The 26581-nt window shown below is 74.1% G+C and carries 23 protein-coding genes, 1 tRNA gene and 1 pseudogene; 11 read left to right on the plus strand and 14 right to left on the minus strand.

The features are described from left to right. Nucleotides 1-24: 24 nt before the first annotated feature. The gene (locus tag ACFHW0_RS24650; protein ID WP_416611214.1) at nucleotides 25-1422 is read right to left on the minus strand and encodes an amidase; all 1398 of its coding nucleotides are present in this window, start codon (nucleotides 1420-1422) and stop codon (nucleotides 25-27) included. A gap of 15 nt (nucleotides 1423-1437) precedes the next feature. Continuing rightward, nucleotides 1438-2580 (minus strand): cystathionine gamma-synthase, encoded by a 1143-nt coding sequence (locus tag ACFHW0_RS24655; RefSeq protein ID WP_416611215.1) that lies wholly within the window; start codon nucleotides 2578-2580, stop codon nucleotides 1438-1440. A 160-nt stretch (nucleotides 2581-2740) separates the two neighbouring features. On the opposite strand from ACFHW0_RS24655, the gene ACFHW0_RS24660 reads away from it, so the two are divergent. Next, nucleotides 2741-3163: an HIT family protein gene (locus ACFHW0_RS24660; protein ID WP_416611217.1), complete on the plus strand. Its 423-nt coding sequence runs from the start codon at nucleotides 2741-2743 to the stop codon at nucleotides 3161-3163. On the opposite strand, the gene ACFHW0_RS24665 is transcribed toward ACFHW0_RS24660, so the two are convergent. Next, complete coding sequence (locus ACFHW0_RS24665) at nucleotides 3121-3597, minus strand: GNAT family N-acetyltransferase (RefSeq protein WP_416611219.1); 477 nt, start codon at nucleotides 3595-3597, stop codon at nucleotides 3121-3123. The two genes, ACFHW0_RS24660 and ACFHW0_RS24665, sit on opposite strands and share 43 nt — an antisense overlap. 412 nt (nucleotides 3598-4009) lie before the next feature. On the opposite strand from ACFHW0_RS24665, the gene msrA reads away from it, so the two are divergent. The 6 genes from msrA to ACFHW0_RS24695 all read left to right on the plus strand — a co-directional run bounded on the left by msrA (nucleotide 4010) and on the right by ACFHW0_RS24695 (nucleotide 11494). Beyond that, a complete protein-coding gene (gene msrA / locus ACFHW0_RS24670; RefSeq protein ID WP_416611221.1) occupies nucleotides 4010-4672 on the plus strand; it encodes a peptide-methionine (S)-S-oxide reductase MsrA in 663 nt (220 codons plus the stop codon). Between the two features lie 258 nt (nucleotides 4673-4930). Next, nucleotides 4931-6715, plus strand: a complete 1785-nt coding sequence (locus tag ACFHW0_RS24675; protein ID WP_416611222.1) for an N-acetylglutaminylglutamine amidotransferase — start codon at nucleotides 4931-4933, stop codon at nucleotides 6713-6715. A 2-nt stretch (nucleotides 6716-6717) separates the two neighbouring features. Then, nucleotides 6718-8532, plus strand: coding sequence for an N-acetylglutaminylglutamine synthetase (ngg, locus tag ACFHW0_RS24680; RefSeq protein ID WP_416611224.1), 1815 nt, complete (start codon nucleotides 6718-6720; stop codon nucleotides 8530-8532). Continuing rightward, nucleotides 8529-9713, plus strand: a complete 1185-nt coding sequence (locus ACFHW0_RS24685) for an osmoprotectant NAGGN system M42 family peptidase (protein WP_416611226.1) — start codon at nucleotides 8529-8531, stop codon at nucleotides 9711-9713. The genes ngg and ACFHW0_RS24685 overlap by 4 nt, the downstream gene beginning before the upstream one ends. 345 nt (nucleotides 9714-10058) lie before the next feature. After that, on the plus strand, nucleotides 10059-10988 hold the full coding sequence (locus ACFHW0_RS24690; RefSeq protein ID WP_416611228.1) for a ribonuclease Z: 930 nt from the start codon (nucleotides 10059-10061) through the stop codon (nucleotides 10986-10988). Further along, a complete protein-coding gene (locus ACFHW0_RS24695; protein WP_416611230.1) occupies nucleotides 10985-11494 on the plus strand; it encodes a GNAT family N-acetyltransferase in 510 nt (169 codons plus the stop codon). Before ACFHW0_RS24690 ends, ACFHW0_RS24695 begins: the two co-directional genes overlap by 4 nt. A 54-nt stretch (nucleotides 11495-11548) precedes the next feature. Here the strand turns inward: ACFHW0_RS24695 and ACFHW0_RS24700 are convergent, their stop codons facing one another. Continuing rightward, nucleotides 11549-12919, minus strand: coding sequence for a cystathionine beta-synthase (locus tag ACFHW0_RS24700; protein WP_416611231.1), 1371 nt, complete (start codon nucleotides 12917-12919; stop codon nucleotides 11549-11551). Nucleotides 12920-12996: 77 nt separating this feature from the next. Continuing rightward, nucleotides 12997-13353, minus strand: a complete 357-nt coding sequence (locus tag ACFHW0_RS24705; protein WP_416611233.1) for a YkvA family protein — start codon at nucleotides 13351-13353, stop codon at nucleotides 12997-12999. A gap of 148 nt (nucleotides 13354-13501) precedes the next feature. Here ACFHW0_RS24705 and ACFHW0_RS24710 point away from each other — a divergent pair. The 3 genes and pseudogenes from ACFHW0_RS24710 to ACFHW0_RS24720 all read left to right on the plus strand — a co-directional run. Next, nucleotides 13502-14562, plus strand: a pseudogene (locus ACFHW0_RS24710) (SGNH/GDSL hydrolase family protein); the annotation flags it as partial. Beyond that, nucleotides 14551-15354, plus strand: coding sequence for an SGNH/GDSL hydrolase family protein (locus ACFHW0_RS24715; protein WP_416611283.1), 804 nt, complete (start codon nucleotides 14551-14553; stop codon nucleotides 15352-15354). The pseudogene ACFHW0_RS24710 and the gene ACFHW0_RS24715, both read left to right, overlap by 12 nt. Before the next feature lie 176 nt (nucleotides 15355-15530). Then, complete coding sequence (locus tag ACFHW0_RS24720) at nucleotides 15531-16793, plus strand: acetyl-CoA C-acetyltransferase (RefSeq protein WP_416611235.1); 1263 nt, start codon at nucleotides 15531-15533, stop codon at nucleotides 16791-16793. A gap of 264 nt (nucleotides 16794-17057) precedes the next feature. Here the strand turns inward: ACFHW0_RS24720 and ACFHW0_RS24725 are convergent, their stop codons facing one another. From ACFHW0_RS24725 to ACFHW0_RS24735, 3 genes are all read right to left on the minus strand, one after another. Further along, entirely contained in the window at nucleotides 17058-17378 is a 321-nt protein-coding gene (locus ACFHW0_RS24725) for a hypothetical protein (RefSeq protein WP_416611237.1), read from the minus strand. A 244-nt stretch (nucleotides 17379-17622) separates the two neighbouring features. Beyond that, on the minus strand, nucleotides 17623-18438 hold the full coding sequence (locus ACFHW0_RS24730) for a Bax inhibitor-1/YccA family membrane protein (protein ID WP_121396533.1): 816 nt from the start codon (nucleotides 18436-18438) through the stop codon (nucleotides 17623-17625). Nucleotides 18439-18549: 111 nt separating this feature from the next. Next, a tRNA-Leu gene (locus ACFHW0_RS24735) sits at nucleotides 18550-18630 on the minus strand. A 102-nt stretch (nucleotides 18631-18732) separates the two neighbouring features. On the opposite strand from ACFHW0_RS24735, the gene ACFHW0_RS24740 reads away from it, so the two are divergent. Continuing rightward, complete coding sequence (locus ACFHW0_RS24740) at nucleotides 18733-20565, plus strand: hypothetical protein (protein WP_416611239.1); 1833 nt, start codon at nucleotides 18733-18735, stop codon at nucleotides 20563-20565. 101 nt (nucleotides 20566-20666) lie between these two features. On the opposite strand, the gene ACFHW0_RS24745 is transcribed toward ACFHW0_RS24740, so the two are convergent. From ACFHW0_RS24745 to ACFHW0_RS24770, 6 genes are all read right to left on the minus strand, one after another. Next, nucleotides 20667-22001, minus strand: coding sequence for an NAD(P)/FAD-dependent oxidoreductase (locus tag ACFHW0_RS24745; RefSeq protein ID WP_121396535.1), 1335 nt, complete (start codon nucleotides 21999-22001; stop codon nucleotides 20667-20669). Nucleotides 22002-22107: 106 nt separating this feature from the next. Then, on the minus strand, nucleotides 22108-22668 hold the full coding sequence (locus tag ACFHW0_RS24750; RefSeq protein ID WP_416611240.1) for a hypothetical protein: 561 nt from the start codon (nucleotides 22666-22668) through the stop codon (nucleotides 22108-22110). A 114-nt stretch (nucleotides 22669-22782) separates the two neighbouring features. Then, on the minus strand, nucleotides 22783-24195 hold the full coding sequence (locus ACFHW0_RS24755; RefSeq protein ID WP_416611242.1) for a DUF58 domain-containing protein: 1413 nt from the start codon (nucleotides 24193-24195) through the stop codon (nucleotides 22783-22785). Next, complete coding sequence (locus ACFHW0_RS24760; RefSeq protein ID WP_416611244.1) at nucleotides 24195-25193, minus strand: AAA family ATPase; 999 nt, start codon at nucleotides 25191-25193, stop codon at nucleotides 24195-24197. Before ACFHW0_RS24760 ends, ACFHW0_RS24755 begins: the two co-directional genes overlap by 1 nt. Beyond that, nucleotides 25190-25774, minus strand: a complete 585-nt coding sequence (locus ACFHW0_RS24765; protein ID WP_416611246.1) for a hypothetical protein — start codon at nucleotides 25772-25774, stop codon at nucleotides 25190-25192. Before ACFHW0_RS24765 ends, ACFHW0_RS24760 begins: the two co-directional genes overlap by 4 nt. Nucleotides 25775-25823: 49 nt before the next feature. Further along, on the minus strand, nucleotides 25824-26570 hold the full coding sequence (locus ACFHW0_RS24770; protein WP_416611248.1) for a DUF4129 domain-containing protein: 747 nt from the start codon (nucleotides 26568-26570) through the stop codon (nucleotides 25824-25826). Between the last annotated feature and the right edge of the window lie 11 nt (nucleotides 26571-26581).

The raw sequence follows: 26581 nt of genomic DNA on the forward strand, positions 1-26581 counted from the left end.
GCGTCGACGCGCGCACGCCACCCCTCAGACGGGGGCGGGAATCCGGGGGTAGCCGGGGGCGTGGCGGGACCAGGGAGCCTGCATCTCGAACTGACCGGCGACGCCGAGGAGCAGCAGCTCACTGCCGGGAGGGCCGATCAGCTGCACCGCGACCGGCAGCCCGTCCGGGCGGCGGCCGACCGGCACCACGAGCGCGGGCAGGCCGGCGATGTTCCACGGGGCGGCGAACGGGGCGTACCTGACGCTGGCCAGCATGTTCGCCCGCCAGGACCGGCCGGACCAGCCCGTGGCCTCCGGCGGCACGGTCGCCAGGGCGGGCGTGAGCAGCAGGTCGACCGAGTGGTCGGCGAAGAAGCCGATGGAGCGCTCGCGCCAGGCGGCCCGGTCGGCCTCCCGGACGTACCCCCGCCGCTGCGCCCACTCGCCGAGGGCGACGTGCCGGCGGCTGCGCCGCTGGAGGCCACGCCGGTCCAACCCGGCGGCGCGGACGTCGGCGGCCGCCGCGGCGAACCAGGTGGCGATGCCCTGCAGGCCCAGCGCCGTCGGGTAGACCGGGTCGGCCGGCACGGTGTCGTGGCCCGCGCCCGCGAGCAGCCGGCCGGCGGCGGCGACCGCGTCCCGGTTGGGCGCGTCGGCGTGCACGCCGCGCACGGGCGAGCGGAGCGAGACGCCCACCCGCAGCCGCTGCGGCGGCACCAGCTTGTCCGGGCGGCGGCCGGCCAGCACCGAGAAACCGACGGCCGCGTCGGCGACCGTGCTGGTCAGCATGCCGTGCTCGGTGAGCCCGAACCAGTCGTCCGCGCCGAGCTGGCACGGGACCACCCCCCGGCCCGGCTTGAGCCCGACCAGACCGCAGCAGGCGGCCGGGATGCGGATCGAGCCGAGGCCGTCGTTGCCGTGTGCGATCGGCACCAGGCCGGCGGCGACGGCGGCGGCCGCGCCGCCGGACGAGCCACCGGGGGTACGCCGGGTGTCCCAGGGATTGCGGGTCACGGCCGTCTCGTCGTCGGTGATGCCCCAGAGGCCGAGCTCCGGCATCCGGGTCACCCCGAGGATCACCGCGCCGGCGCCGCGCAGCCGCCGGACCACCTCGTGGTCGGCCTCGGCCACCGGCGTACGCACCGCGGCCGACCCGTTCCAGGTGGGTAGCCCGGCGACGGCGGTGTTCTCCTTGACCGCCACCGGCACCCCCGCCAACGGCAGGTTGGCCAGGTCCTCCTGCTCGTCGACCTTCTCCGCCTCGGTGATCGCCTCCCCGCCGCGTACCGCACGGAACGCGGCGAGGTCGGCGTCGACCCGGGCGATGTGGTCCAGGTGGTCGGCGACGACCTGGGTGGCCGTGACGTCGCCCCGGCGTACGCCCCGGGCGATCTGCTTCGCGGTCGCCCCCACCCAGGTCGGCATGATGTCCTGCACGGCCACCCTCCCAGCCAGCGGTCAGCCCAGCGCCTGCTCCAGATCGGCGAGCAGGTCGTCGACCGTCTCGATGCCGACAGACAGTCGCACGAGATCGCCGGGAACTTCAAGCGGCGAGCCGGCAGCACTTGCGTGTGTCATCCGGCCCGGGTGCTCGATCAGGGATTCCACGCCCCCGAGCGACTCGGCGAGGATGAAGAGCTTCGTCCGGTTGCAGATCTCGACGGCGTGCTCCTCGCCGCCGGCGGCCCGGAACGAGATCATGCCGCCGAAGCGGCGCATCTGCTTCGCGGCCACCTCGTGGCCCGGGTGCGCGGGCAGCCCCGGGTAGATGACCTGACCGACCTTGGCGTGCCCGTCCAGGTAGGCCGCGATCCGCTCGGCGTTGTCGCAGTGCCGGTCCATGCGTACGCCCAGGGTCTTGATGCCGCGCAGGGTGAGCCACGCGTCGAAGGGGCCGTTGATCGCGCCCATCGCGTTCTGGTGGTAGCGCAGTTCCTCGCCGAGCCCGGCGTCGGCCGCGACCAGCGCGCCACCGACCACGTCGGAGTGGCCGCCGATGTACTTGGTGGTCGAGTGCACCACCACGTCCGCGCCGTGCGCGATCGGCTGCTGGAGGTACGGCGAGGCGAACGTGTTGTCGACGACCAGCAGGGCGCCCGCGTCGTGCGCGATGCCGGCCAGCGCGGCGATGTCGGCGATGCCGAGCAGCGGGTTGGTGGGCGTCTCCACCCAGACGATCCGGGTCCGGCCCGGCTCGACGGCGGCCCGGATCGCGTCGGGGTCGGAGACCTTCGCCGGGGTGAAGTCCAGCCCCCAGCGCTCGGCCACCCGGGCGAAGAGCCGGTACGTGCCGCCGTACGCGTCGTCGGGGATCACCACGTGGTCGCCCGGCTTGCAGACGGTACGCAGCAGGGTGTCCTCGGCGGCCAGGCCGCTGGCGAAGGCGAGCCCGACCGGGCCCCCCTCCAGCGCGGCGAGGCACTCCTGGAGGGCGTCGCGGGTCGGGTTGCCGGAGCGGCTGTACTCGTAGCCCAGCCGGGGCGTGCCGACGGCGTCCTGGGCGTAGGTGCTGGTCTGGTAGATCGGTGGGATCACCGCGCCGGTGCGGGCCTCGGGATCCTGGCCGGCGTGGATGGCGAGCGTGTCGAAGCCGTGACTCATCCCGTGAGGCTAATCCCCCGTCCCGAGGGCTGGAACGGAACGGTGCTGTCGGGTCCGCGCCCGACGGCCTGGCGGGCCGGCGCGGCGGGCGGGCCGGCGCGGCGGGCGGGCCGGCGCGGCGGGCGTCTCCCGCGCCGGGGCGGCGGCATAGCCTGGACGGATGAGCGGGTGCGTGTTCTGCGGGATCGTGGCGGGCGAGATCCCCGCCTTCCGGGTCGCCGACGAGCCCGACGGGACGGCGTTCCTGGACACCCGGCCGGTCTTCAAGGGGCACGTCCTGGTGGTGCCGCGCACGCACCTGGTGACCCTGACCGACCTGCCCGCCGAGGCGCTGCCCGGCTACTTCGGCCTGGTGCGGCGACTCGCGGTCGCCGTGGAGACCGGCACGGAGGCCGGTGGGACGTTCGTGGCGATGAACAACAAGGTGTCCCAGTCCGTCCCGCACCTGCACACCCACGTGGTGCCGCGCACGAAGGGGGACGGCCTGCGGGGCTTCTTCTGGCCGCGCACCCGCTACGCCGACGACGTCGAGGCCGGGACCTACGCCGCCCGCATCACCGCAGCCCTCCGCCCCGCCACCTGATGGCGCGGGGCGACGCGGGCCGTGGGGCGCGGCCCTTCCAGGCGCCGGAACCGGCCGCCGGCGCGGGCCAGCACGGCGCCCACCAACGCCCGCCCCACCCCGCGCCGGTGGGCGGCCGGGTCGACCACCAGACGATCGATGTCGACGGTCGTGTCGTCCTCGGTCCAGCCGACCGCCCCGACCAACCGCGGACCGGAGCGGGCCCCGAGCCAGCGCAGGGGCACCGCCCGCACGTCGGCGAGAGTCTCGTGCAGCGGCGGGATGCGGTCATCGCCGATCAGCGCGGCCTCGACGGCGTACGCCGCGTGCTGCACCGCGAGCAGCGACCGGGCCAGCCCCTCGTCGGCCCCGGGCCGGATCCGAACGACTGAAACCCCGCCGCCGTCCCCGCCGCCTCGACCTTGTCCGGGCCGCTCCGCTCCGACCGGCCACATTCCTCGCGTTCCCTTCCCTGGGGCCACTCTTCGGGACAAAAGACGAGCGCCCGCCGGCTGACGGTGTGACCCACGCGCGTACCAAGGTGATCAGGACGCCATGGACGTTACGCCGCCCTTTTAACGTCCATGGCGTCCTGATCACCATTGGCTGGACCGGCGTTCGTGCAGCGCGCCAGCAGGTGGGCAGACAATTCGGGCGAGGGTGTCGCAGTGGCGTCGCCGGCCGCGGGACGCAGCGTCAGACTGCCCGCCGCGCGCCGCTTCACCATGCCGACCACCGCGCCGCGATCGGCCACAGCGCCGCGTCTCACGCTCCGTCCGCCGGATCCGTCTGAGTGCGGGTGGAGCGGGTAAGGAAGGCGGGTCCGGCGGTGTTGCACGCTGGGAGAGGTACGAGAGGAGTCCCACCGTGTTCCTGCGCCGCATGAAGGCCGAACTGCCCACCTCCGACCAGGCCCTGCCGGGTCGCCTGATCGCGATGCCGATCGCGGACCGGCACGAGGTGCTGGGCAGCCCGCTCAAGGGTCCCTTCCCGGAGGGCTCGCAGGTGGCCGTGTTCGGCATGGGCTGTTTCTGGGGCGCCGAGCGGCTGTTCTGGACCCTGCCGGGCGTGATCACCACGTCCGCCGGCTACGCGGGCGGCATCACGCCGAACCCGACGTACGAGGAGGTGTGCTCGGGCATGACGGGGCACGCCGAGGTGGTCCAGGTGGTCTACGACCCCGCCACGATCAGCTACGAGGACCTGCTGAAGGTCTTCTGGGAGAACCACGACCCGACCCAGGGCATGCGCCAGGGCAACGATGTGGGCACCCAGTACCGGTCGACGATCTACGTGACCACGGACGAGCAGCTCGCCACCGCCCAGGCGTCCCGGGACGCGTTCGCGCCGATCGTGGCGCGGGCCGGCAAGGGCGAGATCACCACGGAGATCGACCGGCTCGGCGAGTACTACTTCGCCGAGGACCACCACCAGCAGTATCTGGCCCCCACGAAGAACCCGAACGGGTACTGCAACCACGGCCCGAACGGGCTGAGCTGCCCCGTCGGCGTCGCCCGCACCTCGGGCTGAACCCCGCCCGCGGGACGGGACCACCGGCACGATCACAGGCCGGCGCGGCGTCGGTCGCGCCGGCCTCCGCGCTGTCCGGAACTGAGCAATCGATCACACCCGCCCCGGCGCGGAGACCGCCTCAACCGCCACTCCTGACGCGGTCCGCCACCACGGCCGACACGCGCCGTGACGGAATCGCGCAGTGTAGCAAAACTTCAAGAAACTGTTATCAGCCCAACGGGCAATCCTCGCTGCGCTCTGGCAGCATTGCCTGGCATGTGCGGACTTGCGGGAGAGTTCCGCCGTGACGGTTCACGCGCCGACGTAGCGGCGGTGGAGCGCATGGCGGCCACCATGAGCGACCGGGGGCCCGACGACAGCGGCGTCTGGGCCCAGGGCCCGACGGCCCTCGGACACCGACGCCTGAAGATCATCGACCTCTCCGCCGCGAGCGGGCAACCGCTGGTCGATCCCGGTGCGGGGCTGACCGGCGTCTTCAACGGGTGCATCTACAACTACCGCGAGCTGCGCGAGGAACTCCAGGCCAAGGGCCACCGGTTCTTCTCCTCGGGCGACAGCGAGGTCGTGCTCAAGGCGTACGCCGAGTGGGGGCTCGACTTCGTCGACCACCTGATCGGCATGTTCGCCGTGGCGATCAGCGAGCGGGACACGGGCCGGCTGGTGCTGGCCCGGGACCGGCTCGGCATCAAGCCGCTCTACCTGGCCGAGACGCCCGGATCCGTGCGCTTCGCCAGCACCCTGCCCGCGCTGCTGGCCGGGGGCGGGATCGACACGGGCATCGACCCGGTCGCGCTCGCGCACTACCTGAGCTTCCACAGCATCGTGCCGCCGCCGCGCACCATCCTGCGCGGCGTCACCAAGCTGCCCCCGGCGACCGTACGGGTCTACGAGGCGGACGGCCGCACGTCCGAGCGGGTCTACTGGGACCCGGCCTTCACCCGCTCCGCCGAGCGGGCCGGCTGGTCCGAGAAGGACTGGCAGGACGCCCTGCTGGAGTCGCTGACCACCGCCGTACGCCGGCGAATGGTCGCCGACGTGCCGGTCGGCGTGCTGCTCTCCGGCGGCCTGGACTCCAGCCTGGTGGTCGCCCTGCTCGCCGGCGAGGGCCAGCGCGGGCTGTCCACCTTCTCCATCGGCTTCGACGCCGTCGGCGGCCGGGAGGGCGACGAGTTCCGCTACTCCGACCTGGTCGCGAAGACGTTCGACACCGACCACCACCAGATCCGGGTGGCCGCCGCCGACCTGGTGCCGCCGCTGGAGGCGGCCGTCGCCGCCATGTCCGAGCCGATGGTCAGCCACGACTGCGTGGCGTTCTACCTGCTCAGCGAGGTGGTGTCGCAGCACGTCAAGGTCGTCCAGTCCGGCCAGGGCGCGGACGAGATCCTCGGCGGCTACCACTGGTACCCGCCGCTCGCCCGGGTCGGCCGGGACGGGGCCCTCGACACGTACGCCGGCGCCTTCTTCGACCGGGACGCGGCCGGGCTGGCCCGGGTGCTGAACCCGGCCTGGCTGACCGACGGCGACCCGGCGCGGGAGTTCGTGGCCGCGCACCTGGGCCGGGCCGGGGCGGAGACCGCCGTCGACGCCGGCCTGCGCATCGACACCCAGGTCATGCTGACCGACGACCCGGTCAAGCGGGTGGACAACATGACGATGGCGCACGGGCTGGAGGCCCGGGTGCCGTTCCTCGACCACGAGTTCGTCGAGCTGGCCGCGAGCTGCCCGCCGGAGCTGAAGCTGGCGCAGGGCGGCAAGGGGGTGCTCAAGGAGATCGGCCGCCGGGTGCTGCCGCACGAGGTCATCGACCGGCCGAAGGGCTACTTTCCCGTGCCGGGCCTCACCCACCTGGAGGGCAAGCTCCTCGACCGGGTACGCGACGCGCTCTCCGCGCCCGAGGCCCGCCGCCGCGACCTGTTCCGCGCCGACTACGTCGACGCCCTGCTCGCCGATCCGAACGCCGAACTGACCCCGTTGAACGGAAACAAGCTGTGGCAACTCGGACTCCTGGAAATGTGGCTCCAGAGCCACGGAATCGACTGACCGTGACCGACACCCTGGCGACAGGCGCGGCCCGGACCGACCGGTCGCGCAACGGCCGGCGACGGGAGCGGGTGGGCCCCGGCGGCGATCCGATGGCACCGGAGCCGGCGGAGCCGCCGGTCCGGGAGGGCGACACCGACGTGGTGCTGGACTGCGGCTGGGGGCGGCTCGTCTTCGGGCAGACCTTCGCCGACCAGGCCGCCGTCGCCGCCGTGCTGCGCTCCGAGGCCGCCGGTTCCCGGGACATCTGCATCTACCTGCGCGACCCGCACGTGCTGGTGTCCCGGCTGCCCGACGAGCTGTTCATCGATCCGTCGCTGACCTACCGGCTGCCGCTCGGCGGCGACCGGCCGACCGGTGACGGCGACGTGCCGGGGCTGACCATCCGCCCGCTGGCCGACGCCGCCGACGCGGACGCGGTGAACCGGATCTACGCCCGCAACGGCATGGTCACCGCCCCGGTGGACGTGCTCGTCGACAACGCGCGCACCGACCGCTTCCTGCACCTGGTCGCCGAGGACGCCACCGGCGAGATCGTCGGCACCATCACCGGCGTCGACCACGTCGCGGTCTTCGACGACCCGGAGAACGGCGCCAGCCTGTGGTGCCTCACCGTCGACTTCAACACCGCGCCGCCGGGCACCGGCCAGGCGCTGATCACCGCGCTGGCCGTCCGGCTGGTCGAGCGGGGCCGGGCGTACGTGGACCTGTCCGTGCTCGCCGAGAACGCCGGGGCGATCCGGCTCTACGAGCGGCTCGGCTTCTACCGGACGTCGACGCTCTGCGTGAAGCGGAAGAACCCGATCAACGAGCGGCTCTTCCTGCCCGCCACGCCGCAGGGGTACGACCAGCTCAACCCGTACGCGAGGATCGTCGCCGACGAGGCGATGCGGCGCGGCATCCGGGTGGAGGTCACCGACCCGGCCTGGGGTGAGCTGCGGCTGAGCAGCGGCGGGCGGACCGTGCTGACCCGCGAGTCGCTGTCGGAGCTGACCTCGGCGGTGGCGATGAGCCGCTGCGACGACAAGCGGGTGACCCGCCGCATCCTCACCGAGGCGGGGCTGTCGGTGCCGCGCGGCCGGACCGCCACCGGTGACGACGGCGACACCGCCTTCCTCGCCGAGGTCGGCCGGGTCGTGGTGAAGCCGGCGCGGGGTGAGCAGGGCAACGGCATCACGGTGGGCGTACGGACCCCCGAGGCGCTGGCCGCCGCCGTCGAGCTGGCCGCCCGGTTCTGCCCGGACGTGCTGATCGAGGAGATGCGCGCCGGCGAGGACCTGCGCGTCGTCGTCATCGACCACGAGGTGGTGGCCGCCGCGGTCCGGCGGCCCGCCTCGATCACCGGCGACGGGGTGCACGACATCGCCGAGCTGATCGAGCGGCAGAGCCGCCGCCGGGCCGCCGCCACCGGTGGCGAGTCCCGGATCCCGCTCGACGACATGACCCGGGGCGTGCTCGCCGAGGCCGGCCACGAGCTGCACGACGTGCTGCCCGAGGGGCAGGTGCTGGCGGTACGCCGGACCGCGAACCTGCACACCGGCGGCACCATCCACGACGTCACCGCCGAGCTGCACCCGGCGATCGCCGAGGCGTGCGTGGCGGCCAGCCGGGCGCTCGACATCCCCGTCACCGGGCTGGACCTGCTGGTCGGGGCCCCGGACCGGCCGGAGCACGTGTTCATCGAGGCCAACGAGCGGCCCGGCCTGGCCAACCACGAGCCGCAGCCGACCGCCGAACGCTTCGTGGACCTGCTCTTCCCCGGCACCCGGGCGCCGCAGCGGCTCTGGACCCCGGCCGGCCCGGGAGGTGCCGCGTGAGCCCGAGGCCCCTGGAGATCGACCTGGACTACCTGCGCCAGGTGCTGGTGGAGCTGCTGGAGATCCCCAGCCCGTCGGGGCGTACGGACCACGTGCAGCAGTACGTCGGCGAGCGGCTCTCCGCGCTCGGCATCCCCTCCACGCTGACCCGGCGCGGCGCGCTCAGCGCCTGCCTGCCCGGCCCCCGCTCGACCGGCGCGGACCGGGCGATCGTGGTGCACACCGACACCATCGGCGGCATGGTGAAGCGGCTGAAGGAGAACGGCCGGCTGGAGCTGAAGACGATCGGTACGCACAGCGCCCGGTTCGCCGAGGGCGCGCACGTGCGGATCTTCACCGACGACCTGGAGCGGGTGATCACCGGCCAGGTGCTGCCGCTCAAGGCCAGCGGCCACCGCTACAACGACGACGTGGACCTCCAGGGTGTCGGCTGGCAGCACGTCGAGGTCCGGGTGGACGAGCCGGTCTCCGACATCGCCGGGCTGCGCGCCCTCGGCATCGACGCGGGCGACTTCGTGGCGTTCCTGCCGAACCCGACGATCACTCCCAGCGGGTACGTCAAGTCGCGGCACCTGGACGACAAGGCGGGCGTGGCGGCGGTCCTCACCGCGCTCAAGGCGATGGTCGACGCCGGCGTACGCCCTGCGGTCACCGCGCACCTGCTGGTCACCGTGACCGAGGAGATCGGGCACGGGGCGTCGCACGGGCTCGACCCCGACGTGGCGGAGATCGTCTCCGTGGACGCGGCGGTGGTCGCGCCCGGCCAGCAGTCCCGCGAGGACGCGGCCACGCTGGCGATGGGCGACGGGGTCGGACCGTTCGACTACCACCTGACCCGCAACCTGGCCTCGATCGCCGCCGAGCACGGGGTGGACCTGGTCCGCGACGTCTTCGAGTACTACCGCTCCGACGTGGCGGCGGCCGTGGAGGCCGGCGCGCACGCCCGGGTGGCGCTGCTCGGCTTCGGCGTGGACGCCACCCACGGGCACGAACGCACCCACCTGGAGGGGCTGCGCCAGCTCACCCAGCTGCTCTGCCTCTACCTCCAGAGCGACCTGGTCTTCCCCGAGTGGGACGCCGAGCCGGAGGGCGACCTGGCCGACTTCCCGTCGCTGGCCGTGCAGCCGGCCAGCGAGGAGGGCCCCCGCGAGGGCCCGATCGGCATCGCCGAGAACTCCTGACCGCCGGTCCGCTATTCCCGGGCGCCGTGTGATCGAAATCCGTTGCCCGGGACGCGAGGGCTGGATAGCGTGGCGGTACACGGGAAAGGAGGTGGTCCAGACTTGTATAGCAATCGGACTCGTGAGGTGGCTGTCCGCTAGCCGCTGTCCTCGACAGTAGAAACGTCCGCCGCGAGGCGGGCACAGCACCATCGTCGAGACCGTGTGGCAGCGGTGCGGCGAAACCACGACAGCCACCCGACCCCCGGGGTGCCGGCCCAGTCCAGCCGGCCCGTGCGCGAGCGCGGAAGCCCCGGGGGTCGACCCTTTCCGCAGGCCGGGTGGTCGACGCAGCCGGAGGTCACCGTGTCGATGCGCGAGCTGGTGGTGCTCGGGACGGCCAGCCAGGCCCCCACCCGGCAGCGCAACCACAACGGGTACGTGCTGCGCTGGGACGACGAGGTGATCCTCTTCGACCCGGGCGAGGGCAGCCAGCGGCAGCTCCTGCACACCACGGTCACCGCCACCGACCTGACCCGGATCTGCGTCACCCACTTCCACGGCGACCACTGCCTCGGCCTGCCCGGCACCATCCAGCGGCTCTCGCTGGACCGGGTGCCGCACCCGGTGGCGGTGCACTTCCCGGCCGGCGGCGCGGAGTACTTCGCGCGCCTGCGGCACGCCTCCAGCTTCCACGAGACCGCCGAGCTGCGCGTCGAGCCCGTCGACACCGACGGGCAGCGCTTCGCGCTGGGCGTCGGCACGCTGGAGGCCCGCCGGCTGCGGCACCCGATCGAGACGTACGGCTACCGGCTCGTCGAGCCGGACGGCTGCCGGATGCTGCCGGAGCGGCTGGCCGCGTACGGCATCGCCGGGCCGGCGGTCGGGGAGCTGATCCGCGTCGGCCACCTCGACGTCGACGGACGCCGCGTCACCCGCGAGGAGGTGAGCGTGCCGCGGCCCGGGCAGCGCTTCGCCTTCGTCATGGACACCGGCCTCTGCGACGGGGTGTACGCCCTCGCCGAGCACACCGACCTGCTGGTCATCGAATCGACGTTCCTCGACTCGGAGGCCGCGCTGGCCGCCGAGGTCGGCCACCTCACGGCCGGCCAGGCCGCGCGGGTGGCGGCCGAGTCGGGCGTACGCCGGCTCGTGCTCACCCACTTCTCCCAGCGGTACGCAGACCCGCGCCGCTTCGCCGACGAGGCCCGCGCGCACTTCGACGGCGACCTGGTGATCGCCGAGGACCTGACGACCGTGCAGGTCCCGCCCCGGCGGGTAGCCTCGGCCGGGTGACGGTCACCCTGCGCTCCGCCACCGTAGACGACCTGATGGCGGTGGGCGCGCTGCACCAGCGTTCCCGGGTCGCCGCCTACGCGGCCTTCCTGCCGGCGCGGGCGCTGACCGACCCGACGCCGGAGGCGATGGGCGCGTACTGGACCGAGCGGTGGACGTGGGAGCGGGACGAGCACCGGATGACCGTGGCCGAGCGCGACGGCCGGCTGGCGGGCTTCAGCTACCTCGGCCCGGACGACGAGGGCGACCCGGCGACCGGCCTGCTCAACGCCATTCACCTCGAACCCGCCGAACGCGGCCGGGGCACCGGGCGCGCCCTGATGGTCGACGCGCTGGACGCCATGCGCGCCCGTGGCTGGTCCCGCGCGGTGCTCTGGGTGCTGCGGGACAACGCGCACGCCCGGGGCTTCTACGAGCGCGGCGGCTGGACCCTCACCGGCACCGCCCGGGACGAACACATCGGCCCGGTGGTCGTGCCCCAGCTCCGGTACGCCCGCCCGTTGTGAGGAACGCCCCCTGCCGCGCGCACCAGGCGTCGACAGGGGGCGTTCCGCACGCGGTCAGCGGGCGCCGAGGTGGGCCAGCAGGTCCTGCCGGGTGAGGACGCCCTTCGGCTTGCCGTCGACCAGCACCAGGGCGGCGTCGGACTTCTCCAACAGGCCGACCGCCTCGCTCACCGGCTGCCCGCCGCCGATCATCGGCAGCGGCTCGGCCATGTGCCGCTCGATGGTGTCGTGCAGGTGCGCCTGGCCGGTGAAGAGCGCGTCGAGCAGGTCCTTCTCGGCGATCGAGCCGGCCACCTCGCCGGTCACCACAGGAGGCTCGGCCTTGAGCACCGGAAGCTGCGAGACGCCGTACTCGCGCATGTAGTCGATCGCGTCGCGGACCGTCTCGGTCGGGTGCACGTGCACCAGCTCGGGCAGGCCGCCCGGCTTGCCCGCGAGCGCGTCGGCGACCGTCGGCTCCGTGCCCGAGTTGTCCAGGAAGCCGTACCGGGCCATCCAGGTGTCGTTGAAGATCTTGGACAGGTAGCCCTTGCCGCTGTCCGGCAGCAGCACCACGACCACGTCGTCCGGGCCGGCCTTGCGGGCCACCTCCAGGGCGGCCACCACGGCCATCCCGCAGGAGCCGCCGACCAGCAGCCCCTCCTCGCGGGCCAGCCGCCGGGTCATCTCGAAGGACGCCTTGTCGGAGACCTCGATGATCTCGTCGGCGACACCCCGGTCGTACGTCTCCGGCCAGAAGTCCTCGCCGACGCCCTCGACCAGGTACGGCCGGCCGGTGCCGCCGGAGTAGACGGAGCCCTCCGGGTCGGCGCCGACGACCTTGACCCGGCCCTCCGACGCCTCCTTCAGGTAGCGCCCGATGCCGGAGATGGTGCCGCCGGTGCCGACGCCCGCCACGAAGTGGGTGATCTCGCCCCCGGTCTGCTCCCACAGCTCGGGGCCGGTGGTCTCGTAGTGCGAGCGCGGGTTGGCCGGGTTGCTGTACTGGTTGGGCTTCCACGCTCCGGGAATCTCCCGGGCCAGCCGGTCGGAGACGCTGTAGTAGGAACGCGGGTCCTCGGGGGCCACGGCGGTCGGGCAGACCACCACCTCCGCCCCGTACGCGCGCAGCACGTCCTGCTTGTCCTGGCTGACCTTGTCGGGGCAGACGAAGACGCACCTGTAGCCCCGAAGCTGCGCCACCAGCGCCAGCCCGACGCCGGTGTTGCCGCTGGTCGGCTCGACGATCGTGCCGCCCGGCTGGAGGATGCCCGCCTTCTCCGCGTCCTCCACCATCCGCAGCGCGATCCGGTCCTTCACCGAGCCGCCCGGGTTGAGGTACTCCACCTTCGCCAGCACGGTGGCCTGGATCCCGGCCGTGACGTTGCGCAGCCGTACCAGCGGGGTGTTGCCGATCAGCTCGACGACGTTGTCGTAGTACCGCACCTCGTTGTGCCCTTCTCCTCCGGCGCCGCCGGCGGCGGCCGGGCAGACGTCTTCTCGACGCCCCAGGGTACGTGGGTTCAGGACGCCACGTGCCCGGGGATCACCGAGCTGCGCCGGGCCTCCCACTCCAGGAACCGCTCGGTCTCGGCCAGCACGCTGCCGGCCAGCCAGGTCACCATGACCGCGTCGTCGGCCAGCCCGAAGATCGCCAGCGGGATCTCGGGAAGCAGGTCGACCGGCGAGACGATGTACGCCGTCGCCGCGGTCATCAGGGCCAGCCGCAGGCCGCCGTCGTACTCCCCCCGGGTGGTGGCCCGGATCATCCGGGGCAGCGCGCCCAGCCGTGCCCCGAGCGACGGCCCGCCCCGCGATCCGGCCGCGAGCGCCCGGGCCAGCGCGCTGAACGCCGCGCTGCGCTTCAATGTCTTCCCCATGTTCGGCCCCTCTCCACGTGCCAGGGTGACGCGCCCGCGCAAGCGTCCCCCGGTCACCCGTACAGGTACCCAGGAACGTCGCCTTCCAGGCACCCGCGAGCCGACACGACGACAGCGGCGTGTCGTGCCGGCGCGATAATGTCGCTGTATGGGGGTCGCTGGTTCCGTCGTCCCGGTCGGTGCGCGCTGGCAGCGCGCCCGGCAGCTCGCCCGCCTCGCGGCGATCGGCACGGGCGCCACCGCCGCGGCCGTGGTGGCGACCGGCGGCGTCCTCCTCGGGCAGGCCCGGCAGGCCCGCCGCACGATCCCGATGGCCGAGGCCCCGCCGCCGCGCTGCGACGGCGTCTACGGCGCGAAGCTGCCCGGCCCGCCGGTCACCCTGGTGGTGCTCGGCGACTCGTCGGCCGCCGGCTACGGCGTGCACCGCCGCCGGGAGACGCCCGGCGCCCTGCTCGCCACCGGCCTGTCCCGCCGCCTGCAACGCCCCGTCCGGCTGCACCGCTTCGCGGTGGTCGGCGCCATCTCGGCGGTGCTGCGCCACCAGGTGGAGGCGGCGCTGGAGTGTCGGCCCGACGTCGCGGTGATCCTGATCGGCGGCAACGACGTGACCAACCGCGCACCGTTCGCACTGGCGGTGCGCTATCTGGTCGACGCGGTCCGCACGCTGCGGGCGGCCGGCTGCGAGGTGGTCGTCGGCACCTGCCCCGACCTGGGCGCGATCCGGCCGATCCGGCCGCCGCTGCGGTGGCTGGCCCGGCACTGGAGCCGGCAGCTCGCCGCCGCCCAGACGGTGGCCGTGGTCGAGGCCGGCGGCTGGACGGTCTCCCTCGGCGACCTGCTCGGTCCCCGGTTCAATGCGGAGCCGACCCGGATGTTCGCCTGGGACCGTTTCCACCCCTCGGCGGAGGGCTACGCGATGGCCGCCGCCGCCCTGCTGCCGACCGTGCTGTCCGCGCTCGGCGCAGGGCAGGAACGCCGCCCGACCCTCGTCCGGGGCGAGGGCGTGCGCTCGCTGCCGCAGGCCGCCCAGGAGGCGGCCCGCCACGCGGGCACCGAGGTCAGCGGCACCCGGGTCAGGGGGCGCGAACGCGGCCCCGCCGGCCGGTGGGCGCAGCTGCGCCGACGGGCCTTCTTCGGTGTCGGCGCGGCGCCGCAACCCAGCCCCGCCGCCGACTCACCCACACTGGAGGGACTGGCATGAGCGAGCGCTTCATCCCCTCGGGGCTCGCCAATCGACTGGGCCGGGCGGCGACGTTCAGCCTCATCGCCGGCACGGTCGGCGGCGCCGCCGTCCTCGCCGGTCAGGCCTTCGCCGCCCGGCACCGCCGGTACGCCCAGCCGGAGCTGGCGCTCGCCCTGCGCGCCACGGTCGGGCGTGCCGACGCCCCGCCGCTGCGACTGGTGCTGCTCGGCGACTCGTCCGCCCTCGGCGTCGGGGTCGGCCGCCTCGACGAGACCATCGGCGGGCAGTTGGCCAACCTGCTCGCCGAGGGCCCCAACGGCCGCCGGGTGCGCCTGTCGAGCGTCGGCGTCTCCGGCTCACGCTCGACGGACCTGGCCACCCAGGTGGCCCGGGCGCTGCTCGGCGAGCGTCCCGACGTGGCGGTGATCCTGATCGGGGCCAACGACGCCACCACCCTGCGTCGCCCGGTGGAGGCCGCCGCCTACCTCGGGGCGGCCGTGCACCGGCTCCGCGAGGCCCGGGTGGAGGTGGTCGTCGGCACGTGCCCCGACCTGGGCGCCGTACGCGCCATCGCGCCGCCGCTGCGCAACGTGGTCGGCTGGTCGGGGCGGCGGGTGGCCCGCGCCCAGGCGGCGGCGGTGCTCGACGCCGGCGGCACGGTGGTCGACCTGGCCACCGAGACCGGCGCCGTGTTCCGGGCCGACGCCGGGACGCTGTGCCACGACGGCTACCACCCCTCCGCCGACGGCTACCGGGTCTGGGCGCACGCCCTGCTGCCGGCCGTCGCCGCCGCCGCGGCGGTCGCCTCCCGGCACTGAACCGCCCGCCATGGCGGGGTCCTCGTGGCGGGAGGCGAAACGGGCGGAGAGCGACGCGGTCCCGCCCGGGGTAGGCGGGCGGTCCGTCGACGCCGGGACGGCGACGGCGGGGGCGTGACATTTCCCGGCCGGCGGGCAACTTCCGCCCGAAGTTACCGACGGGTTAACGTTGGTTCATGCCGACTGAGTCGTTCCGCGACGCCGTCATCGTCGCCACCGCCCGCTCCCCCATCGGCCGGGCGCACAAGGGGTCCCTGCGCGACGTCCGCCCGGACGACCTCGCCGCGACCATCGTGCGGGCCGCCCTGGACAAGGTCCCCCAGCTCGACCCGGCCGAGATCGACGACCTCTACCTGGGGTGCGGTCTGCCCGGCGGCGAGCAGGGCTTCAACATGGCCCGGGTGGTCGCCACCCTGATGGGCCTGGACACCCTGCCCGGGGCGACGCTCACCCGCTACTGCGCGTCGTCGTTGCAGACCACCCGGATGGCGATGCACGCCATCCGGGCCGGAGAGGGCGACGTGTTCGTCTCCGCCGGTGTGGAGATGGTCTCCCGGTACGCCCGCGGCAACTCCGACGGCCTGCCGAAGGAGGCGCAGGCTCTGGTCGACGGCGGCTGGGAGAACCCGCGCTTCGCCGCCGCGGCCGAGCGTTCCAAGGCCCGCGCCCAGGGCGGGGCCCCCGTCTGGACCGACCCGCGCGAGGCCGGCGAGCTGCCGGACATCTACCTGACCATGGGGCAGACCGCCGAGAACCTGGCCCAGGTGTACGACGTGACCCGCGCCGACATGGACGAGTTCGGCGTACGCAGCCAGAACCTCGCCGAGAAGGCGATCGCCGACGGCTTCTGGGCCCGGGAGATCACCCCGGTCACCACGCCGGACGGCACGGTGGTCGGCACCGACGACGGCCCGCGCGCAGGGGTCACCCTGGAGGGCGTCTCCGGGCTGAAGCCGGTGTTCCGTCCAGACGGCCGCATCACCGCCGGCAACTGCTGCCCGCTCAACGACGGCGCCGCCGCCGTGGTGATCATGAGCGCCCAGCGGGCCAGGGACCTCGGGATCACGCCGCTGGCCCGGATCGTCTCCACCGGCGTGACCGCCCTCTCGCCGGAGATCATGGGCCTCGGCCCGGTCGAGGCCACCCGGCAGGCGCTCAAGCGGGCCGGGATGACCATCGACGACGTCGACCTCGTGGAGATCAACGAGGCGTTCGCCGCGCAGGTGATCCCCTCGTACCGCCAGCTCGGCATCCCGCTGGAGAAGCTGAACGTCATGGGTGGCGCGATCGCCGTCGGGCACCCGTTCGGCATGACCGGCGCCCGGATCACGGGCACCCTGCTCAACGCCCTGGACTGGCACGACAAGACGATCGGCCTGGAGACCATGTGCGTGGGCGGCGGCCAGGGCATGGCCATGGTCGTCGAGCGCCTGAGCTGAGCGGCCTGTTCCTGTCCTCAGCCCGGAGTCGAGCCCTGATCCCGGGGTCCTGAGCCCGGGGTCCTGAGCCCGGAGCCCGGACATTTTGCGCCAGGACGACGTGGGCCGGCCCTCGTCGTCAGGGACGCCCCCGAGGGCCCCGTTGGACTGTCGGACTGTTGGAGAACAGGGTGGCCGGCCTGCACTGGCCCGACCGGGGAGGTCCCTGGCCCGGGCGGGCCTCGCCGTCGGGGTCGCAGCCCCGTCGGCCACGCGCGGATCGGGCTAGAGGGTCTCGCGGGTCGCCGTCACCTCGGCGGCGGCCCGCGCCAGCACCTCCGGCGGCGGGGCGGCGGCGACCAGGTCGGCGGCCACCACCCGGAGCTGGTCGGGCAGTGCCAGGTCGTTGTCGAGCCGGGGCACCGTCCGCCGGGGCCCACCCTCGGCGTCGGCGGCCCGGTTGGCGATCTCCTGCACCAGCCGGTGCACGAGATCGGCGCGGGACACGTTGCCACCGGCGGCCGTGGCCGCCCAACGGGGCTGCTGCCAGTGCCCGACCTGACGGACCAGCAACTCCACCGCCCGCCCCAACTCCCCCACACTCACCCCACCGACTCTACGGACCCCCACCCCACCCCCGCCTTCCGCCCTCCGCCCTCCGCCTCCGTCGATCATGGACTTGTGGTGGGCAGTTGAGCCTGTTTCGCCCCTTCTGTGGGGCACCACAACTGCATGATCGACGGGGCGGAGGGGGCGGAGGGGCGGGACGGGGGCGGGCGGGGAGGGGCGGGGTGCGACGGCGCCCGCCCTCGCGGGTGCGGGGGCGGGCGCCGGTCAGTCGGGACGACTGTCAGTCGTCGCCTTGGAAGTAGCTCAGCAGGCGCAGGATCTCGATGTAGAGCCAGACCAGGCTGACCAGGATGCCGAAGGCGGCGACCCAGGAGTAGCGCTGGGGCAGGCCCATCCGGACGCCGTCCTCGACCTCCTTGAAGCTGAGCACGAAGCTCAGCGAGGCGACGACGATGCAGACCAGGCTGAACCCGATCGCCAGCGGGCTGCCGTCGCGCAGGCCGGTGTTCACGCCGAAGAGCGCGAACACGAGGTTGATCAGCATGACGGCGAAGAGACCCGCCATCACGGCGATCATGCCCTTGACGAACTTCGGGGTCGCCCGGATGACCTTCGCCTTGTAGAGCATGGCCATCACGAAGAAGACACCGAACGTGGCGGTCACCGCCTGGACCACGATGCCGTCGTAGAGCGAGTTGAAGAACTTGCTGACCATGCCGACGAAGACGCCCTCGACGACGGCGTACGCGACGACCAGCGCCGGGTTCGCCATCCGGGAGAACGAGATGATCAGGCCGAGGACCAGGCCGACGACCGCCGCGCCGATCCAGGCCGCGCCGAGCAGCGCGTCGGGCACCAGCACCCAGGCAGCCGCGGCGGAGACGCCGAGGATGCCGAGGAGCGTGACGGTCTTGACCACCACGTCGTCGATCGACATGGTGTTGACGGTCGGCGGGGCCGCCGGGTAGCCGGCCTCCGTCGGGTACTGCTGGGGATAACCGGGCTGTCCGTACGGCCCGGTCGGGGCGTACCCGGCGGAGCGCTCCCGCTCGGCCGCCTGGCCGAGCCGGGCGAGCACCGGGTTCGAAGTCTTCACTGTCAGGCCTCCCTCAGGGGGTCGTTGCACGTGAACGTGCACTCCCAAGAGTAAACGCCCAGGGCAGTCCCGTGGAGATCGCCAAGCTGAGCGGAAGCTGAGAGTGCGGCGTGCCCGGGGCGGGGGTCGAACCCGCACGCCTTGCGGCAGCCGCTTTTAAGGCGGCCGTGTCTGCCGTTCCACCACCCGGGCGGGTGACACCGCGCGGGTCGACACGCGTGGTGCAGTGTCACGGTAGCGGGTCGACGGCGACCCGGCGTACCCCGGCGGGCGGGTCGCACTAGGGTCGAGACCGTGAGCAGCACAGCCCCCACGGCCCCCGACGCCGTCCCTGACCAGGCTGTCCTCGCCGCCGACCGGCCGTCCCGCCGGCTCCGGCCGGCGCGCCTGCTGGCCGCCGTCCACCGTCGCCGGGCCGACGTCACCGTCGCGCTGCTCTTCGTGGCGCTGGCCGGCTGGCTCACCCACGGGCTCTGGCCCGACCCGGCGGCCCGGGTCCTGGCGCTCAACCCGGAGGACCAGGCCCTCTACGAGTGGTTCCTCGCCGTCGACTCCCGGGCGCTGCTCGGCGACTTCGACCTGCTCACCGGGCGGCTCAACGCGCCCGACGGGGTCAACCTGATGACCAACACCACGGTCATCGCCCTCGGGGTGCTCCTCGCCCCGGTGACCCTGCTGTTCGGCGCGCCGGTGACCTTCGCCCTGCTGGCCATGGCGAACCTGGCCGGCACCGCCATCGCCTGGCACCTGCTCTTCACCCGGGTCCTGCGCGCCCGCCGGGTCGCCGCCGCGCTCGGGGCGGCGCTCTGCGGCTTCGGTCCGGGGATGGTCTCCCAGACCAACAGCCACCTGCACATGACCGCGCAGTGGCTGGTGCCGGTGATCGTCTGGCTCGTGGTACGCATGCTGCGGGCCGCCGACCCGGCGGGCACCGCCGACGGGCCGGACCGCCGGCGGGTGGTCAGCTCGGCCGTCGGCCTGGCGGCGGCGGTCACGGCGCAGGTCTTCGTCGGCGAGGAGGTGCTCTTCCTCTGCGCGGTCACGCTGCTGGTGATGGCGGTCACCTACGCGGTCGCGGACCGGAACCTGGCCCGCCGCGCCCTGCCCGGCTTCGCCGCCGGGATGACGCTCGCCGCCGGGCTGGCCCTGCTCGTACTGGCCTGGCCGCTCTGGTTCCAGTTCGCCGGCCCGCAGGGCGTCTCGGACGGCATGTTCAGCCCGCACTACTTCTCGGCGGACCTGCGCAGCTGGTGGACCGTCTCGCCGCTGTCGGTCGCGGGCGGCGACGGGGCCGCCCGGCTCACCACCGGGCCGGCCGAGTACAACACCTTCCTCGGGTTGCCCCTGCTGCTGGTCGCCGCCACCTGCGCGCTCTGGCTGGGCCGTCGCCCGCTGGTCGTCGCGTGCGTGGTCGGCACGCTCGTGACCGGGGCGCTGTCGCTCGGGCCCCGGGTGGTCGTCGACGGCGAACGCACCGCCGTTCCGGGCCCGTACGCCCTGCTCTCGGGACTGCCCGTGGTGGACGGTGCGCTGCCGATGCGGTTCGCCCTCGCGGTGCTCCCGCTGATCGCCACGCTGCTGGTGCTGGCGGTCGACCGGGCCCTGCGCGGCACCGGCCTGGCCCGCCGCCTGGTGCCGGCGGCGGTCGGCGTGGCGCTGCTGCCGCTGCTGCCGACCCCGCTGCCCACCGCCGGGCGCCCGCCGCTGCCCGAGTTCGTCACCGGCGGGCACTGGCGCCAGTGCGTCGAGCCGGGCGGGGTGCTGGTGCCGGTGCCGCTCGCCACGCCCAAGCAGCCGTGGCCGATGCGCTGGGCGACCGCCGCCGACGCGGCGTTCGGCATGCCCGAGGGCTTCTTCATCGGCCCGTACGGTCGCGGCGGCACGGCGGCGATGGGCACCTACTCGCGGCCCACGTCGGCCCTGCTCGCCGAGGTCGGCCGGCGCGGCGGTCAACCCGTCATCGGGGACGAACAGCGCCGGCAGGCCGCGGAGGACGCGGAGTTCTGGGGCGCCTCCTGCGTGGCGCTGGCCGACGACACCCCGCACGCCGACAGCCTGCGCGGCACGCTGGAGCAGCTCTACGGCCCCGCCACCCGGATCGCCGACGCCTGGACCTGGCGCGTCTGACCCGCACCGGGACGCGCGAGCCGCAGTCCCGCGCGGCGAGGCGAAGGCCGGACGCGCAAAAGCCCCCTCCACCCGGGGCGGAGGGGGCTTCGCGTGCTCCGTCAGGCGGCGCGGGCGGCGCCGACCGGCTGGGAGGCCTCGGCGAACTCCTCGCGCGGATCGTGCAGCTGGCCGAGGGCGACCACCTCGCGCTTGAGGAAGAACGCCAGCGTCCAGTCGACCACGACCCGGACCTTGCGGTTGAACGACGGGATCCGGCTCATGTGGTACGTCCGGTGCATGAACCACGCCGGCCAGCCGGTCATCTTGATCCCGTACACCTGGGCCACGCCCTTGTGCAGGCCCAGGCTGGCGACGCTGCCGGCGTGCTTGTGCTTGTACTCCACCGGCTCCCGACCACGGACGACGTTGACGATGTTGTCGGCCATCCGGGCGGCCTGGCGCACCGCGTGCTGGGCGCTCGGCGAGCAGTAGTTGCCCGGCTCCTTGGTCAGGTCCGGCACCGCCGCGCAGTCACCGGCGCTCCAGGCGCCGTCGACCACCCGGTCGCCGTCGACCACCTGGAGGGTCGGCAGGCAGGTGACCCGCCGCCGCTCGTCGCGGGGGAAGTCCGTCGCGTCCAGCATCGGCGACGGCTTCACGCCGGCCGTCCAGACGATGGTGTCGGAGCGGAAGCTGTCGCCGTCGGAGAGCTTCACGACCCCGTCGAGGCAGGACTCCAGGCGGGTGTCCAGCCGGATGTCCATGTTCCGCTTGAGCAGCTGCTGCACCGTGTAGGCGCCCATGTCCCGGTCGACCTCGGGCAGCACCCGCTGGGTCGCCTCGACCAGCACCCAGCGCATGTCCTCCGGCTTGAGCTCCGGGTAGTACTTCAGGGCGTCCCGGGCCATGTCCTCCATCTCGGCGAGCGCCTCGATGCCGGCGTACCCGCCGCCGACGAAGGTGAAGGTCAGCGCCGAGCGACGGACCGCCGGATCCGGCGTGGCGGCGGCCACGTCTAGCCGGTCCAGCACGTGGTTGCGCAGGTAGATGGCCTCGCCGATGGTCTTGAAGCCGATGCCGTGCTCGTGCAGGCCGGGGATCGGCAGCGTCCGGGAGACCGAACCCGGGGCGACGACCACGTGGTCGTACGGGATCTCCCGGGTGGGGCCGCTGATGGGCTGCACCACGGCGGTCTTGCGGTGGTGGTCGATCCGGGTCACCGTGCCCGCCACCACCTTGCACCGCCGCAACTCCCGCCGCAGCGGCACCACGGAGTGCCGGGGCGAGATGTTCCCGGCAGCCGCCTCGGGCAGGAACGGCTGGTAGGTCATGTGGGGCTGAGGGTCCACCACGACGACCTCAGCCTCACGGGAGCTGAGCTTCTTCGACAGGCGCAGGGCCGCGTAGAGACCGACGTGCCCGGCACCCACCACAAGGATCCGCTTCGGGTTCACGTCATCTATCTTTCCCCGCGCGGCCCGGCTAATCCCGCTCGCGCCCCTTCTCTGTGACGGAGCACAACCCCTGTGACCTGCACGACTTCCCCCCCGGAAGGGGCTGTCACCTGCGGCGCAGCAGCCACCCCAGCAACGCCGCCACCGCCACCGCCACGAGCAGACCGACCACCGTCGCCGCCTGGTGTCCGGCGTCACCCCCGAGCCCGCCGATCTCGACCAACAGCACACCGAGGACGAAGGTACCCAGCACCACCCCACCGGCCCGGGCCAGCCACCGCACGATCAGGTCCGGGTCGACCACCGCGTCGTACGGCAGCACGGCGGCCAGCGCGCAGAGGGTGTGGGTGAGGTAGAGCGCCGCCGCCACGGCGAGCAGCCGCCAGAGGGCGATCGGTCGGCCGTACCCGTCGGTGGCGACCAGCCAGCCGCCGACCGTGACCAGCGCCGCGAAGGTCGGCCAGACGCGGCGCGGCCCGACCGCCGGCAGCACCGCCACCGCCACGAGGGCGAGCAGCGGCCGGCCGAGGAGCACCTGTGACGGGTACGCCAGCACGAGGCCGACCAGCACGGTGAGGAAGATGCCGGCGCGCACCAGCAGCGGCGTCAGGCTGATCCGGGCGGCGGCGTACCGCAGGGCCCGGACCCGTTCGGTGACGGCGTTCAACTGTGCCGCCTCTCGTTCGCGACTGCGGGACTCCGCTGCGCTGCGTTCCTCGCGCTCACCGGTGCCGCCTCTCGTTCGCGACTGCGGGACTCCGCTGCGCTGCGTTCCTCGCGCTCACCGGTTGTTCACTCTCGGGGCGGTCGCCAGGCGGGCCACGTCCCGCAGCACCTGGTCGAGGCTGCCCGCGCCGGCCCAGGGCACCACCGGCACGCCGTGCTCCCGCAGTTGCCCGATCATCGTGTCCCGGTCCAGCCGCCACAGCCGGTACGCCACCTCGGCCCAGCCCCGGTCCTTCGGCGGGGTGAGATCCGCCGGCAGGGTGTCCACCGCGACCACGAATCTCCCGGAGCGGGCCAGCCGGGCCAGCATCTGCGCCGACCGCTCGTCGAGCAGCGGGGTGAGGACCACCACCAGCGCGTCCGCCGACAGCAGCTGCGGCCCGAACACCTGGTCGTACGGCTCGTGCGGCGAGGACTCCGCCCGCACCTCCAGCAGCCACTCCAGGACGGTGAGGTACTGCCGGCGGCCGGTGGCCGGGCGCAGCCGGCGCGCGGCCGGGCCGTACTCGAGCATCGACACCCGGTCGCCGCGGTGCAGGTAGTGCTCGGCGATCGCGGCGGCGGCCCGGACCGTGGTGTCCAGTACGGAGGCGGCACCGGCCACCCCTCCCGAGCGGCCCGCCTCGGCGAGCACGTCGAGCAGCACCACCACCTCGGCGTCCCGGTCGGAGAGGGTGGCCGCGACGTGCAGTTGCCGGGCGCGCAGCGAGACCCGCCAGTCGATCCGGCGCAGCCGGTCCCCCGGCGCGAAGACCCGTACGCCGGCCAGCTCGCCGCCCTCGCCGGGCCGGCGCGAGTGGTGCGCGCCGACCAGGCCGGCGGCCCGGGGCATCGCCTCCACCGCGTCGAACGGCTCGGTCTTCGGGTAGACCCGCAGCCGGGACGGCTCGGCGATCACGGCGCGGGAGACCAGCAGCCCGTGCGCGGCGGCCGCCCGGGCACCCGCCGGGCCGATGGGGTGCCGCCCCCAGCGCAGCGCGGTGCCGGTCAGCTCCAGGTCCACGGCCGCGGCCCTGGGGACGGCGGTCACGAAGGGCCGCTCGGCGACGGACGGGGCCGTCGCCGAGCCGGTGCCGGACGCCGCGGTCGCCCCGGCGATCGTCGCCCGCTCGACCCGCAGCCACGGCGACACCCGGCTGCGGACCACCGCCACGTCGTAGTCGAGCAGGTCCGGGTTGCCGACGGTGACCGTGCCGGTGAGTTCGCCGCCCTCGACGAGGTGGCCCTCGTCGGCGGAGATCCAGACCTGTGGCAGGGCGGTCGGCCGGCGGCGCAGCGCGTACGCGGTGCCGATCGCGAACGGGGCGGCCAGCACGACCAGGTCGACCCGGCCGAGCAGCACCCCCGCGATCAGCAGCAGCCCAGTGAGCAGGACCGCCCGGCCGAGCGCCCACGTGGGCGCCCACCCGGCCGCGGGCTCCGGCTCCTGCGGCGGCGACTCGCGGGGCGACACGGCGGGCGCGACCATCAGTGCCCGGCGGCGTAGCTGGGCAGCGCGCCGCTGGCGGGGGCCGGGGTCGCCTCCAGCACCTCGCCGACCACGAAGGACGGATCGACGCGGCGCAGCCACATCTCCGGGCGCAGCGTGATCCGGTGCGCCAGGGCGGGCGCCGCGACCTCCTTGACGTCCTCCGGCACCACGTAGTCGCGGCCGGCCATGACGGCCCGTACGCGGGACAGCAGCAGCAGCGCCAGCGAGCCGCGCGGCGAGGCGCCCACCAGCACCGACGGGTGCTCGCGGGTGGCGGCGGTCAGCGCGACGATGTAGCGGCCGATGGAGTCCTCCACGACCACGTCCTCCAGCGCGGCCTGCATGGCGCGCAGCGTCCCGGCGTCGACCACCGGCTTGATCTCCGCCTCCTCGCGGCGGCGGGCCATCCGCCGGCGCAGCACCTCCCACTCCTCCTCGGCTTCCGGGTAGCCGAAGGAGACCCGGAGCAGGAACCGGTCGAGCTGCGCCTCCGGCAGCGGATAGGTGCCCTCGTACTCGATGGGGTTGGCGGTGGCCAGCACGTGGAACGGCTCGTCCAGCTTGTACGTCACGCCCTCCACCGAGACCTGCTTCTCCTGCATCGCCTCCAACAGGGCCGACTGGGTCTTCGGCGGGGTCCGGTTGATCTCGTCGGCGAGGAGCAGGTTGGTGAAGACCGGCCCGGCCCGGAACGCGAACTCGCCGCTGCGCTGGTCGTACAGGAACGAACCGGTCACGTCGGCCGGCAGCAGGTCGGGGGTGAACTGGAGCCGGCGGAAGTCCAGCCCGAGCGCCTGCGCGAAGGACCGCGCGGTCAGCGTCTTACCGAGGCCCGGCAGGTCCTCCAGCAGCACGTGCCCACCGGCCAGGATCCCGGCGAGGACCAGCTCCAGCGCGTCCCGCTTGCCGACCACGACCTGACCGACCGCCTCCAGCACCGACCGGGCGAGGTGGCCGACCTCGGCGGCGGGCATGCTGCGGTCCACGTCGTTCATATCTTCTCCAGTTCGGCGACGATCGCCGCGAGGTCGCGCGGCGACGGGGGGCGGCGGGAGGGGGTGCTGAGGAAGGCCCAGAGCCGGTCGCCGAGCAGGGCACGGGCCCGCTCCGGGTCGGATTCGCGGGTCAGGCCGTGGCGCTGGCGCAGCCGCTCGTCGGCCAGCTCGCCGATCCGGGGCAGGATCCGCCCGGCGAACCGCTCCCGGTCCCGCCCGGCCCAGTCCAGCGGCCGTTCCCAGCCGTTGATCGCGGCGCGCAGCGCGTCCCGGGCGCCCCAGTTCCAGGTGCCGTCGTCGCCGGCGGCCGGCACCCGACCGCCGGAGCGGGGCGGGGGTGGGGGCGCGAGGGCGGCGACGACCCGGCGCACCAGGAACAGCGCGACCACGCCGGCCACGAGGACCGGAAGGGAGACCCGGAGACCCACCACGCGTAGGCCGGCGACCAGCACCACCACGACCGCCACGACGCCGGCCAGGGTGCGGAACACCCGACCGGCCCGCCCGCCCCGGGACCGCTCGGCGGGCGCCGGCCGCTCCTCCTCGAAGCTCAGCAGGTCGTCGATGCTGGTGCTGCTCACCGCGCCACCTCGCCATGTCGGGCCGGCAGAGACCGCGCCCCGGTCCCGGTCACGCGGGCACCTCGACGTCGTCGGCGGCGACCACGGCGGTCAACTCGCCGCGCAGTCGACGCAGCGCCGCCCGGGCCTGGTCGCGGGTGCGCTCGTCGACCTCCCGGGTGGCGTACCGGGCCTCGCGGTAGACGTGTGCGAACTCGGCCAGCACGTCGGCGCTGGCGATCGCCGGGATCCCCGCCGAGGGGTCGCCCCGCAGCAGGCGGGTGACCAGGTCGGTGGGAGTGTCACCGGCCAGCCGGGGCACGCCCGCCCCGGCGGCGGCCTCCTCCAGGCGCACCCAGCAGGCGATCACCGCCGTGCGGGGGTCGGTGTCCCGGTCGTCCAGCTCCTCCAGGCCGGCGTCGAGGGCAGCGGCCACCTCGCGGGCGGTGCCCTCGGGCGTACGCCGGGGCCGCCTGGTCGGCAGCGCCCGGGTGGTGCGCCGCATCGCGCCCCGGACCAGCGTCCAGGTGAGGTAGCCGAACGCGCCGAGCAGGGCCAGCCCGAGCAGCACGACGACGGCGGTGACGAGCCACTTCGGGATCCGCGTCCCGGTGGTCTCGGCGGTGTCCCGCGGCTCGACGGGGATCGAGGGGACCGGCTCGGCGGTCGGATACTCCGGAATGTAGGGGATGCTGTCGGCGGCGGGCGGGATGCGGCTGGCGCCGATCGACGAGTGGGCGGACGACAGCGCGGCGACGGCCAGCAGGAGCACCACCGCCGCGACCGGCCACCACCTGCGCAGGACGCTGAGTTCCATCGAGAGCTACC

Origin of the sequence: Micromonospora sp. LOL_025, from assembly GCF_048060285.1 — a bacterium.
Taxonomy (GTDB): domain Bacteria; phylum Actinomycetota; class Actinomycetes; order Mycobacteriales; family Micromonosporaceae; genus Micromonospora.

Excerpts from the sequence above, each read along its gene's own strand:
- ACFHW0_RS24655 (WP_416611215.1), bottom strand. The coding sequence starts at position 2,580 with ATGAGTCACGGCTTCGACACGCTCGCCATCCACGCCGGCCAGGATCCC.
- ACFHW0_RS24660 (WP_416611217.1), top strand. The coding sequence starts at position 2,741 with ATGAGCGGGTGCGTGTTCTGCGGGATCGTGGCGGGCGAGATCCCCGCC.
- ACFHW0_RS24665 (WP_416611219.1), bottom strand. The coding sequence starts at position 3,597 with ATGTGGCCGGTCGGAGCGGAGCGGCCCGGACAAGGTCGAGGCGGCGGG.
- ACFHW0_RS24675 (WP_416611222.1), top strand. The coding sequence starts at position 4,931 with ATGTGCGGACTTGCGGGAGAGTTCCGCCGTGACGGTTCACGCGCCGAC.
- ACFHW0_RS24705 (WP_416611233.1), bottom strand. The coding sequence starts at position 13,353 with ATGGGGAAGACATTGAAGCGCAGCGCGGCGTTCAGCGCGCTGGCCCGG.
- ACFHW0_RS24715 (WP_416611283.1), top strand. The coding sequence starts at position 14,551 with ATGAGCGAGCGCTTCATCCCCTCGGGGCTCGCCAATCGACTGGGCCGG.
- ACFHW0_RS24720 (WP_416611235.1), top strand. The coding sequence starts at position 15,531 with ATGCCGACTGAGTCGTTCCGCGACGCCGTCATCGTCGCCACCGCCCGC.
- ACFHW0_RS24755 (WP_416611242.1), bottom strand. The coding sequence starts at position 24,195 with ATGGTCGCGCCCGCCGTGTCGCCCCGCGAGTCGCCGCCGCAGGAGCCG.
- ACFHW0_RS24760 (WP_416611244.1), bottom strand. The coding sequence starts at position 25,193 with ATGAACGACGTGGACCGCAGCATGCCCGCCGCCGAGGTCGGCCACCTC.
- ACFHW0_RS24770 (WP_416611248.1), bottom strand. The coding sequence starts at position 26,570 with ATGGAACTCAGCGTCCTGCGCAGGTGGTGGCCGGTCGCGGCGGTGGTG.